We start from the raw sequence: 11422 nt of genomic DNA, 5'->3' as shown, positions 1-11422 counted from the left end.
GCACCCAGATGCCCACGGCAGCCCATCGGTGGCGGGCGCTCCAGCCGCCGGCCCGGGGGGGGGGGGGGGGGGGGGGGGGGGGGGGGGGGTTTGGGGGGGGGGGGGGGGGGGGGGGGGGGGGGGGGGGGGTGCCCCCCCCCGGCCCGCGGTCACCGGCCGACGGGTCAGCGGCCGAGCAGCCGCTTCACCTTCTTGCCCTTGGCCGACTCGCCCAGCGTCTTCCACAGCTCGGCCGACCCGGTGTACGCGTAGACGCCGGGGGCGCCCTGCTCGGCGCAGCCGTCGCCGTACGACACGACGCCTATCTGGTAGACGCCCTGACGGCCCTTGAGCTTGCGGAACATCGGGCCGCCGCTGTCACCCTGGCAGGAGTCCCTGCCCTCGACGCCCGCGCAGACGTTGACCTTCTTGTCGTACTCGGCGTACGAGGCCTTGCACTCGATGTGCGACACGATCGGCACGTTCACCGCGCGCAGCCGGTCCGGGTAGGCCGGCACCTCGGTGTTGACGTTGCCCCAGCCGGCGACGGTCGCCTGGGCGCCCGGACGGATCAGGGCGTCCGTGCCGACCGTGGGCAGCAGGACCGGCGCGATGCCGGTGACCGGCTTGTCGAGGTACAGGAAGGCGATGTCGTACGCTTCCTGGCCCCGGGCGTAGCGCGGGTGGACCACGATGTCGGTCACGTTGCGCAGCTGGCCCTGGTTCTTCTTGGAGAGCGCCGTACGGCCGACGGTGGTCTCGATCTCCTTGGGGTTCGTGCCCAGCACGCAGTGCGCGGCGGTCATGACCAGTTCCCGCGAGAGCAGGCTGCCACCGCAGAACTGGCGGTCGACCGGCTTGCCCGGACCCTTGGACAGCAGCGCCGCCATGAACGGGTGCTTCCCGTCGGGCTGCTGCACACCGCCGATGATGTTCGCGACCGGACGCCCGCGGTCCGCGGTGTCACCGGCCGCCTGGGCGGAACCGACGGACGTGGCGGTCAGCGCGAGCGCGGCACCGCACACGGCCGTGGCGGCGGCGATCCGCCGTCCCGTCGCTCTGTGGGGGGTGGACAGACGCATGAAGTGTCTTCTCCGTTCTCCGTGTTCCCGGCCACCGCCGGACGCCCGGCCCGGCACCTCCAACGGGCCCGGAGCCGGGGCAGACCGCCCGGCTCGGTGGCATGTCGTACAGCCAGACGGGAACCACGTGACGGAGGTTCACTCAAGATCGGGACAAGCCGACCGGGGTGCCGGCGCCGTCCGTTCCTCCGCTGTACGGGGCCCGGACGCGGCCGCCTCCGGCAGGTCCTGGGCGCGCGGCAGCCCCGTGGCGGCGATGCCCCGGGGCAGCCGCAGTCCCGCCCGGCCGGCCGTCGGGCAGGGAGGAGGATCCCGCGCCGGGCCTCGCGCGACACCTTCCTGCCTCGGGCATCGCGCTCCGGTGCCTCAGGAGACCGCGCCCAGCTTCCCGCCGATCACGCGCCGACGGCCGCCGGGGTTGTCGGGGTTGCCGTTGTTCTTGTCCTCGTCCTGCGGCGACCCCTGCGCCCACAGGGAACGCACATGGCCGAGATGGCGGGCGACGCACTCCTGCGCGCCCTCCGCGTCCCCGGCGATCATCAGGTCGAGCAGTTCGAGGTGCTCCTCGGCCGACGGGATGAGGCGGTCGCTCTCGTCGAGCGCGGTCAGCCCGTACAGCCGGGACCGCTTGCGCAGGTCGCCGACCGTCTCGACGAGCCGGTCGTTGCCGCCGAGGGCGAGCAGCGAGAGATGGAACTGCCGGTCGGCCTCCAGATATCCGATGAGGTCGTGCTCCCGCGCCGCGGCCACGATCCGCTCGGCCACCGGGCGCAGCGCCTCCAGGTCCGCGCGGGAGGCGTCGCGTGTGATCCGCCCGATCGTCGGGACCTCGATGAGCATCCGGATCTCGCTGTACTGGTCCAGGTCGCGCTCGTCGACCTCGGTGACCCGGAACCCCTTGTTGCGGACCGGCTCCACGAGCCCCTCACGGGCCAGGTCGAGCATGGCCTCGCGCACGGGCGTCGCGGAGACGCCGAAGTCCTCCGCGAGACCGGGCGCCGAGTACACCTCGCCCGGCTGGAGTTCGCCGGAGATCAGCGCGGCCCGCAGCGCATGGGCGACCTGGTCGCGCAGCCGCTCACGGGCGGTGACGAGGGTGCGCTGCTTGAGGTGGCCCATGGTGTTCCCTTCGTGCCGCTGCGGAGCACCAGAGTACAATGTCACGTTGTTTCCGCCCCGGCCGTAGGGCAGTTGCCGCTCGCGGCAGGAACCGGCTCACCGCACGACCCGCTCACAGCAGGAACCCCGCGGGGAACGGGTCGTCCGGGTCGAGGAAGTACTGGGCCGTTCCCGTGATCCAGGCCCGTCCGGTGATCCGGGGCACGACCGCGGGCATCTCGCCGACCTCCGTCTCCTCGACGAGCCGGCCGGTGAACTCCGTACCGATGAACGACTCGTTGACGAAGTCCCGGTGCAGCGGCAGCTCTCCGCGCGCATGCAGCTGAGCCATACGCGCGGAGGTCCCGGTGCCGCACGGCGAACGGTCGAACCAGCCCGGGTGGATGGCCATCGCGTGCCGTGAACGCCGCGCGTCGGACCCGGGCGCGGCGAGATACACGTGCTTGAGCCCGGCGATCTCCGGCTGCTCGGGATGCACCGGCCGGCCGGCCGAGGCGTTCACCGCCTCCATGACCGCCAGTCCGGCCGCCAGCAGATCGTCCTTGCGGGCGCGGTCGAACGGCAGCCCCAGCGCCTCCAGTTCGACGAAGGCGTAGAAGTTCCCGCCGTACGCGAGGTCGTACGTCACCGAGCCGTACCCCGGCACCTCGACCTTGCGGTCCAGGCCCACGCAGAAGGACGGCACATTGGTGAGCGTGACCGAGGTCGCCGCCCCGTCCTCCACCCGCACGTCGACGGAGACCAGCCCCGCCGGGGTGTCGAGGCGGACGGTGGTGACGGGCTCGGTCACCGCCACCATGCCGGTCTCCACGAGCACGGTCGCGACACCGATGGTGCCGTGCCCGCACATCGGGAGCAGCCCGGAGACCTCCACGAACAGCACCCCGTAGTCGGCGTCGGGCCGGGTGGGCGGCTGGAGGATCGCCCCGCTCATCGCCGCGTGGCCGCGCGGCTCGTACATCAGCAGCGTGCGGACGTGGTCCAGACGCTCGGCGAAGTGGCGGCGGCGCTCGGCCATGGTGGCGCCGGGCACCACCCCGAGGCCGCCGGTGACGACCCGGGTGGGCATGCCCTCGGTGTGCGAGTCGACCGCGTGGAACACATGACGAGTGCGCACGAACGTCCCTTTCGATCCGGTTCCGGTCGGGTGCGGATGTCAGCGGTGGCCGTCGGCGACGGCCTTCTCGGTGGCCGCGCGGATGTCGGCCTCCTGGGCGTCGGTCAGCGGCATACGGGGCGGCCGGGTGGGTCCGCCGGGCACGCCCACGACGTCCATGGACAGCTTGATCGCCTGCACGAACTCGGTCCGCGAGTCCCAGCGCAGCAGCGGGTGCAGCGACCGGTACAACGGCAGCGCGGTGGCGAGGTCCTGGGCGATCGCTGCGTCGTAGAGCTGGGCGCACGCCTCCGGGAAGGCGTTCGGGTACCCGGCGACCCAGCCGACCGCGCCCGCCACCGCCAGTTCCAGCAGTACGTCGTCCGCGCCGATCAGCAGGTCGAGTTCGGGGGCGAGTTCGATGATCCGGTAGGCCCTGCGGACATCGCCGGAGAACTCCTTCACGGCCACGATCCCCGTCTCTGCGTGCAGCCGTGCCAGCAGCTCCGGGACGAGGTCGACCTTGGTGTCGACGGGGTTGTTGTACGCCACGACGGGCAGTCCGGCCCGCGCGACCTCGGCGTAGTGCGCGAGCACCGCCCGCTCGTCGGCCCGGTACGCGTTCGGCGGCAGCAGCAGCACGCTGCCGCAGCCCGCCTCGGCGGCCTGCTCGGCCCAGCGCCGTGCCTCGGCGCCGCCGTACGCGGAGACCCCGGGCATCACCCGCGCCCCGTCGCCCGCCGCCTCGACGGCCGTACGGACCACGAGGGCCCGTTCCGCGTCGGTGAGGGTCTGGTACTCGCCGAGCGAGCCGTTGGGCACGACGCCGTCGCAGCCGCTCGCGATCAGGCGGCGCACCTGCGCGGCGTAGGCGTCGTAGTCGACGGACAGGTCCTCGCGCAGGGGGAGCGCGGTGGCGACCATGATGCCGCGCCACGGGCGTTCGGCGCTCCAGGAACCGGTGGTGCTCATCGGGGGAACCCTTCTGTGGAGGTGGAGTGGTCGTCCGGGCCGGCCGCTTCGGCCAGCGCGGCGAGAGTGACGGGGGTCGCCAGGGGGCGGCGTTCGGGGGAGGGCGGCAGCGGGCGGGCCGGTGGCGCGGGCTCGGGTGGGTGAGCCTCCCGCGGTACGGCGGTCTGTGCCCGGCCTTCCGGTGACAGTCCCGGCCGTGACTCCGCGGCGAGGCAGGCCACCGCCGTGCCGCACATCCGGCCCTGGCACCAGCCCATGCCCGCGCGGGTGAGCAGCTTGACCGTGCGGGCGTCACCGGCCCCCTGCGCGGCGACGGCCTCTCGGACCCGGCCCGCGGCGACCTCCTCGCAGCGGCAGACGTCCGTGGCGTCGTCGAGCCATCCGGTCCAGCCGGGGCGGGGCGCGTGGACCCGGGCCATGAGCCCGGCGAAGGCCCGCAGCCGTGCCCGCCCGCGCCGCAGCCGCCGCAGCCGGGCCCCGGCCAGGTCGCGCCCGCTCACCCGGGCGGCCACCGCGGCACCGGCGATCTCGCCCTCCAGCAGGGCGAGTCGCACACCGCCGACACCACCGGTCTCGCCCGCAGCCCACAGGCCCGGCACCGAGGTGCGCTGCTCGCCGTCGAGGTCCAGCGCGGTGGTGCCGTCCGGGGTGCGCCGGGTCGCGCAGCCCAGCGCGGTCGCCAGGTCGATGTGCGGGACCAGCCCGTGGCCGACCGCGAGCGCGTCGCAGTCGATCCGCCGCCCCGAACCCGGTACGGGCCGCCAGTCCCCGTCCAGCCGGGCCACGGTGACGGCCTCCACCCGGTCCGTCCCGTGCACCCGGGTGACCGCGCTGTGGGTCCGCACCGGAACCCGGTGGCGGAGCAGCGCCGCACCGAACGCCATGGCCTCGGCGGCCTTGCCCGGCACCGCCGCGAGGACGTCCGGGCGGCGGGCGTAGGCCGGATAGCCGGCCGCCTCCACCAGGGCCGGGACCCGGGCCCCGGCCGAGGCGAGCGAGGCGGCGACCGCGAGCAGCAGCGGTCCGCTGCCCGCGACGACGATCCGCCGGCCCGGCAGCACCAGGCCCGACTTGAGCATGGCCTGTGCCCCTCCGGCCGTCACGACACCGGGCAGGGTCCAGCCGGGAAAGGGGAGCTGGCGCTCGTACGCCCCGGTGGCGAGCAGCACGGTCCTGGCGCGCACGGCGACGGGGTACCGGCCGTCCTCGCCGAGGACCGCGTGCACGGTGAACGGGGCTTCTCCGTCCCCCGGTTGCCGCGTCAGCGTCCAGACATGGTGTCCGGGAAGGTGGGTCGCTCCGCTGTCCCTGAGCCGGTCGCGCAGGGCGGTGTACGTCCCCCAGTCGTGGTGCAGCGCCTCGGGGCGGGTGGCGCCGAGGCTGGGGGAGGGGTGGCGGTAGTACTGCCCGCCCGTCTGCTCGCCCGCGTCCAGCAGGGCGACCGAGACGCCCAGTTCGGCGGCCGTCACCGCGGCGGCGAGGCCCGCCGGACCGGCTCCGATCACCGCCAGGCCGTACGCCCGCGGGTCAGACGGTGAGGTCGGCATGCCCGTGTCCCTCCTGGGTGGTGACCGTGTCGCCGGGGCGGGCCGGTACCAGACAGGCCCGCCGGTTGGGACGGCCGTCGACCGTCACCAGGCAGTCGAAGCAGTGCCCGATGCCGCAGAACGCCCCGCGCGGGCGGCCCCCGGTCCGGGTGGTGCGCCAGGCGAGCACCCCGGCCGCCCACAGCACGGCGGCCACGGACTGGCCGGGCAGCGCGGTCAGCGTCCGTCCGTCGAAGGTGATCTCGAAGGTGTCGGGTGCGGCGCCGACGAGCTCGGCGGGGCTGCGGTCACGCTTCACGTGCGGTTCCCTTCGGCGGGCTTGCGCTCTCGGTTCCTCCCGGCCGGCCCTCGAACCGCTCCGGCCTGAAGGGCCCGATGTCCAGGGGCGGTTCACCGCCGGAGGCGATCGCCGCGATCACCCGCCCGGTGGCAGGGGCCAGGCCGATGCCCGCGCCCTCGTGGCCGCAGGCGTGCAGCAGCCCGGGCCGGCGTGGATCGGGGCCGATGGCGGGCAGATGGTCGGGGAGGTAGGGGCGGAACCCGGCGTAGGTGCGCAGGGCGCGTACCGATCCGAGTACCGGGAACAGCCGTACCGCCTGGGCGGCCAGACGGGTCACCGCGGGCACGGACAGGGTGCGGTCGAAGCCGACCCGCTCCCGGCTGGCGCCGATCAGGACCGGCCCGGCGGGGGTTCCCTCCACCACGGCCGAGGTCTGGAGCGCCGCCGAGTCGCTGGCGACGTCGGCCACGTAGTCGGCGGCGTACACCTTGTGCCGCACCACGCGCGGCAGCGGCTCGGTCACCAGGACGAAGCCGCGCCGGGGCCTGACCGGCAGCTCCACGCCCGCCAGCGCGGCCACCTCCCCGCCCCAGGTGCCCGCCGCGTTCACCACGTGGGGTGCGTGGATCTCGCCGGCGGCCGTGCGGACACCGCGCACCCGGCCGCCGGGCCCGGTCAGGACGCCGGTGACCTGCTCGCCCAGCCGGAGCCGTACCCGCTCCCCGGCCGCACGCAGCAGATGGGCCGCCGCCAGCGCGGGCTGCACCTGGGCGTCCTGGGGGTAGTGGACCCCTCCCGCCAGGCCGGGGGCGAGATGCGGTTCCAGTTCGCCGAGCCGGTCCGGGGGGACGTCCGACGCCTCGACACCCGACGCCCGTTGGCGAGCCGCGAACTCCCGCAGCGCGGTGAGCTCCTTGTCGCCGTCGGCCACGACCAGGCCGCCCTTGGGCTCGAACTCCACCGCCGACGGCAGTTCACCGGCGAGCTCGCGCCACAACCCGGCGGAGAGGAGGGCGAGTTCGAGCTCGGGGCCGGGTTCCTTGTCGGAGACGAGGAGGTTCCCCTCACCCGCCCCGGTGGTGCCGCCCGCGACGGGGCCACGGTCGATCACGGTGACGGTCAGGCCGGCGCGGGCGGCGTAGTAGGCGCAGGCCGCGCCGACCACGCCCGCCCCGACCACGATGAGATCCGGAGAATGTCTCGTGGGCACGTCAGTAATATTTCACATTGCACTGAGGTTGCCAAGAGATCTCACGCCCGCGTCGGGACTCCTGCGCCCGTGCCCGGCAGCCCTGTTGGCCGCCGTCAGCCCTCCATGAGCGCGCCCATCCACTCCTCGATCCCGTCCGGAGTACGCGGCAGCGCCCCCGACATCAGCCGCGCGCCCCCGGCCGTGACGACGAGGTCGTCCTCGATGCGCACGCCGATGCCGCGCAGCTCGGGCGGCAGGGTCTCGTCGTCGGGCTGCAGATAGAGGCCCGGCTCGACGGTCAGCACCTGGCCCTCCTCCAGAGCGCCGTCCAGATACGCCTCCGCCCTCGCCTGGGCGCAGTCGTGCACATCGAGACCGAGCATGTGCCCGCTGCTGCACAGGGTGTAGCGCCGGTGGAGGTCGCCGTCGGGGGTCTTCAGGACGCCCCATTCGGCGAGGCCCTCGGCGATCACCGTCATCGCCGCCCGGTGGAAGTCGCGGAAGCGCGCCCCCGGCCGCAGCGCGGCGATCCCCGCCTCCTGCGCCGCGAGCACCAGTTCGTACACCTGGCGCTGCACGGGGGAGAAGCGGCCGGACAGCGGCATGGTCCGGGTGATGTCCGCGGTGTAGAGCGTGTCGGTCTCCACGCCCGCGTCGAGCAGCAGCAACTCCCGTGCGTCCAGCGGCCCGTCGTTGCGGATCCAGTGCAGCACACAGGCGTGCGCGCCGGAGGCGGCGATCGTCTCGTACCCGGTGCCGTTGCCCTCGGCGCGGGCGCGCAGTCCGAACACGCCCTCGATCCAGCGTTCTCCGCGCGGATGGGCGAGTGCGCGCGGCAGGGCGCGGACGACGTCCTCGAAACCGGCGGTGGTGTGGTCGACGGCCTGTTGCAGCTGGGCGACCTCCCAGGCGTCCTTCACCAGCCGCAACTCGGACAGCGCGGCGGCCAGTTCGGCGTCCGTGGCGGCGTCGCGGCCGGGCGGGATCCGGTCCGGGCCGTCGAGCAGGGCGCAGCGCAGGCCGGTCATGCGCTCGGTCTCGGCGAGGTCGGGGCGGCGGCCGACCCAGAACTCCCCGTACCGGCGGTCCCGGTAGAAGCCCTGGTCGGTGCGCGGCGAGCGGGGTCGCAGATACAGCACCGCCTCGTGTCCGTGGGGGCCGTGCGGCTCCAGGACCAGCACATGCCCGGCCTGGTCCTCGCCGGTCAGACCGGTCAGCCAGGCGTAGGCGCTGTGCGGGCGGAAGCGGTGGTCGCAGTCGTTGGTGCGGACCTTCAGCTCGCCGGCCGGGACGACGAGCCGCTCGCCGGGGAAGCGCGCGGACAGCCGGGCCCGGCGCGCCGGGGTGACATCGGCGGCGGACAGCCGCAGGTCACCGGGCAGCGGGCTCGTGGCCCAGCCGCTCGCCATGAACCGCTCCAACTCCTCCGAGACGGCCAGGTCATGGCTGACCGTGCGCGGTGCGGCGGCTACGGGATCGTTCACGCGGGGGCCTCCTCGGGGCGGTCCGTCGAGGGGCGCCGGTGACGTCCGCTCAACAGTCATTCGGTGCACGGGGGTTGTCAGTGCAATTTCACATTACTACGTTACGCATCACATGGCGCAGCCCGGTTCAGCGCGGCGATCTCCCCCCGCGGCGGCGTCGGATCAGCCCATCTCACCCACTCACTCCCCACAGGAGTCACCGGTGTTCCCCACGAGAACCCCGCACCACTCCCGCGCCCGCACCGCACGGCGGCGCATATCCCTGCTCGCCGTCACCGCGACGCTGGCCGTCGGACTCACCGGCGTGCCGAGCGGGCACGCGGCGACCCCGGCCCCCAGGCCGGCCGCGGCCCCCGCCCGGGCGTACGAGGCGCCCGGCGACCATGTCGAGCGCCTGGCCACGGCACCCCGGCCCGCCGCGCTCGCGCTCCCCGCGCCGGGCGCGCACCGCGCCGACGGCCGGGTCCCCGGCCCCGCGACCCGCCCCCGTACGACCGCCGTGCGCACGGCCGGCCGGAAGCGACCGGTCGTGCCCTGCACGCTCGACGGCGTCACAGGGCTGTCCCCCGAGCGGTTCGCGGACTTCCTCACCGATCCCGCCGTCACCGCCGACGACTGTCTGCGCACCCTGATCTGGACCTGGGACGCCCGCCTCACCCCGGTGATGTCGGACGCCCACGTCCAGGCGGTGTCCCGGCGGGCCGCCGCGCTCGCCCCCGCCCACGACGGCACCGACGGCAGCAACCTCCTGGAGCTGTTCACCTATCTCCACGCGGTCGCCTACCACGACTTCTCGCGCACCGAGATCGACGTCACCGACGCCCCGACCGTCGCCGCGATGCGCGAGGCCGTGGCCGCCTTCGGCACCGCCGCCCGCAGCTTCGACCCGACCCGTACCAACGCCGAGACCCTGCGCGAAGCCCTCTACGCGGCCAGTGCCCCGGGGCTTCGGCAGCACCAACTCCCGCTCGTCGAAGAGGTCCTGGCCACCATGGGCCCCGACCGCGCCACCGCCCGTGACACCGCCTGGGCCGGTGCCGCCCTCGCCGCCCTGTCCCTGAACTACCTGGGCGTCTACCCCGGCAACCGGGACACGGCCTTCCACGACGCCGTCGCCGCCGACAGCGCCTACCGCGCCGCCTTCAGCGCCTTCGGCGGACACGCCCATCTCAAGGACGGCCCCAACGCCTGGGTCGTGCGGGACGCGGTCGGCGAGTACGGCCGCTTCGGCCAGATCGACCGACTGCGCGCCGAGACGGTCACCGGCCTCGGCACCCTGCTCGACACCACCGCACGTACCTTCGGCGACCGCAGCGCGCCCTGGGCCAAGGTCGCCGGCTGGCTCATCGAGTTCGACGCCTGCGCGCCCCACCAGGTCTGCCGCGCCGACATCGAACGCCGCCTCTTCCCCTCGCTGTTCGCCTACGACACCGACGCCCGCGGCGACACGATCAAGGTGCGCACCGGCCTGGACCGGGCGACCGTCGACCAGCTCTACTACGCCAGCAAGCAGGTCAAGGCCCAGTTCCACCGGGTCCTCGGCACCGGGCAGCCGCTGCGCGGCGACACCAACTCCACGCTGAACACCGTGCTGTACGCCTCACGCGCCGACTACGAGAACTTCCACCCCCTGCTCACCGGCATGGGCACGGACAACGGCGGCATCTACATCGAACGCGGCGCGACCTTCTACACGTACCAGCGCCGCGTCCCGCAGGACTCCTCACTCACCCTGGAGGAGCTGTTCCGGCACGAGTACACCCACTACCTCAACGGCCGCTGGGCGGTGCCCGGTCTGTTCGGCGAGGGCCCCTGGTACCAGGGCGACCGCACCACCGCGATGGACGAGGGCACGGCCGAGTTCTTCGCCGGAGCGACCCGCGACGACGGCGTCGAGGTGCGCAAGTCCCTGGTGAGGAGCATCATCCGGGACACCGCGAACGGCGGCCCGCGCATGAGCGTCGACCAGCTGCTGCACGCCACCTACGACGGTGACGGCTTCCGCTTCTACTCCTACGCCGGCACGTTCTTCAGCTTCCTCTGGCTCGAACACCCCGACCTGCTGCGGGAGATGTACCGGAACCTGCGCGCCGACGACCCCGCGGCCCACGACGCCTGGCGCGACCGCCTCGGCCGGGACGCCGCGCTCCAGCGGGCCTACGACGCATTCCTCGACGAGCGGATCGCGCACGTCGAGGACCTGTTCGTGCCCGACACCCGGTTCACCCCCGTCGCCGAACTCGGCGCCACGACAGCGGCACAGGTGCGGTCGTCCTTCGCCGCCGCCACCTATATGACGCCCGAGTGCGCCTCCGGCGGCAGCCCTGACCGGCCGCGCTTCGTCTGCACCGGCATGATCACCGCGAACCTGTCGGACGCCGGGGACGCGGGCGAGGTCTTCAGGGAGATGGGGGAGACGGCCGACTACTTCATCCTCGACCGCGCCCTCACCGGCGTGAACAACCTCGCCGACATGAACTGCTCCTTCGGCGAGGTCACCATCTGGTCCAACCGCCTCGCGGGAACGGCGGACTTCCGTTGCGAGGGGCCGCTGCGCCCCTGACCGCCCCGCACGGGCCGCGGGGGGGGGGGGGGGGGGGGGGGGGGGGAGGGGGGGCGGGGGGGGGGTGGGGCGCCCCCCCAAAGAGGGGGGGGAGAGAACATAGAGGAC

9 protein-coding genes are annotated in these 11422 nt (G+C 74.1%); 1 reads left to right on the top strand and 8 read right to left on the bottom strand.

Going from position 1 to position 11422, the window contains the following annotated elements:
• Positions 1-164: 164 nt before the first annotated feature.
• The 8 genes from ACZ6SQ_RS07975 to ACZ6SQ_RS07940 all read right to left on the bottom strand — a co-directional run bounded on the left by ACZ6SQ_RS07975 (position 165) and on the right by ACZ6SQ_RS07940 (position 8811).
• Positions 165-1061, bottom strand: a complete 897-nt coding sequence (locus ACZ6SQ_RS07975) for a S1 family serine peptidase (RefSeq protein ID WP_469557796.1) — start codon at positions 1059-1061, stop codon at positions 165-167.
• 366 nt (positions 1062-1427) lie between these two features.
• Positions 1428-2180, bottom strand: coding sequence for a GntR family transcriptional regulator (locus ACZ6SQ_RS07970; protein ID WP_469557794.1), 753 nt, complete (start codon positions 2178-2180; stop codon positions 1428-1430).
• Positions 2181-2292: 112 nt separating this feature from the next.
• Positions 2293-3297, bottom strand: coding sequence for a proline racemase family protein (locus ACZ6SQ_RS07965; protein ID WP_469557793.1), 1005 nt, complete (start codon positions 3295-3297; stop codon positions 2293-2295).
• A gap of 39 nt (positions 3298-3336) precedes the next feature.
• Positions 3337-4248 (bottom strand): dihydrodipicolinate synthase family protein, encoded by a 912-nt coding sequence (locus tag ACZ6SQ_RS07960; protein WP_469557791.1) that lies wholly within the window; start codon positions 4246-4248, stop codon positions 3337-3339.
• The gene (locus tag ACZ6SQ_RS07955; RefSeq protein WP_469557789.1) at positions 4245-5795 is read right to left on the bottom strand and encodes an FAD-dependent oxidoreductase; all 1551 of its coding nucleotides are present in this window, start codon (positions 5793-5795) and stop codon (positions 4245-4247) included. Before ACZ6SQ_RS07955 ends, ACZ6SQ_RS07960 begins: the two co-directional genes overlap by 4 nt.
• Positions 5776-6093, bottom strand: a complete 318-nt coding sequence (locus ACZ6SQ_RS07950) for a (2Fe-2S)-binding protein (protein ID WP_469557787.1) — start codon at positions 6091-6093, stop codon at positions 5776-5778. The genes ACZ6SQ_RS07955 and ACZ6SQ_RS07950 overlap by 20 nt, the downstream gene beginning before the upstream one ends.
• Complete coding sequence (locus tag ACZ6SQ_RS07945; RefSeq protein WP_469557785.1) at positions 6083-7285, bottom strand: NAD(P)/FAD-dependent oxidoreductase; 1203 nt, start codon at positions 7283-7285, stop codon at positions 6083-6085. Before ACZ6SQ_RS07945 ends, ACZ6SQ_RS07950 begins: the two co-directional genes overlap by 11 nt.
• Positions 7286-7380: 95 nt before the next feature.
• Entirely contained in the window at positions 7381-8811 is a 1431-nt protein-coding gene (locus ACZ6SQ_RS07940) for an aminopeptidase P family protein (RefSeq protein WP_469557783.1), read from the bottom strand.
• A gap of 142 nt (positions 8812-8953) precedes the next feature.
• Here ACZ6SQ_RS07940 and ACZ6SQ_RS07935 point away from each other — a divergent pair, with 142 nt between their 5' ends.
• Complete coding sequence (locus tag ACZ6SQ_RS07935; RefSeq protein ID WP_469557781.1) at positions 8954-11314, top strand: collagenase; 2361 nt, start codon at positions 8954-8956, stop codon at positions 11312-11314.
• Positions 11315-11422 lie beyond the last annotated feature (108 nt).

The organism is Streptomyces sp. NPDC048600, from assembly GCF_055587025.1.
The sequence above is the reverse complement of the archived record's forward strand: the minus strand, read 5'-3'. Positions and strand labels throughout refer to the sequence as shown.